This is a genomic window from Leifsonia sp. SIMBA_070 (assembly GCF_046534635.1).
Classification (GTDB): domain Bacteria; phylum Actinomycetota; class Actinomycetes; order Actinomycetales; family Microbacteriaceae; genus Leifsonia.
In genome coordinates this window covers 1-254 of record NZ_JAWRYK010000587.1, presented here as the reverse complement: position 1 = coordinate 254, position 254 = coordinate 1, and the positions used below count along the sequence as shown (strand labels likewise).

Here is a 254-nt window from a genome sequence, read left to right as displayed (position 1 = left end):
CAAATGAGGCCTTTCGTATGCGATATGCACGTAAGGTTTACACGCGCTATATCGAACTCACAGGAAACTGAATGATGAGAAAGCCAGCGTTTAAGCGGGCAGCCATTGCCGCCCGGCTCGCGTTATACGTCCTGACGGGCACGCTGTTTCTGTGTGCCTCCGCTCAGGCTTACTGTTTTCGCGAGGCCGGCGAGCGGTATCACGTTTCACCGCAACTTCTGCGCGCGATTGCACAGGTAGAAAGCGGCATGGAC

At 55.5% G+C, this 254-nt stretch carries 1 pseudogene; it reads left to right on the top strand.

Features of this window, described 5'->3' with window-relative positions:
* Positions 1 to 71 precede the first annotated feature (71 nt).
* Positions 72 to 254 (top strand): annotated as a pseudogene (locus SB754_RS21575) (hypothetical protein); the annotation flags it as partial.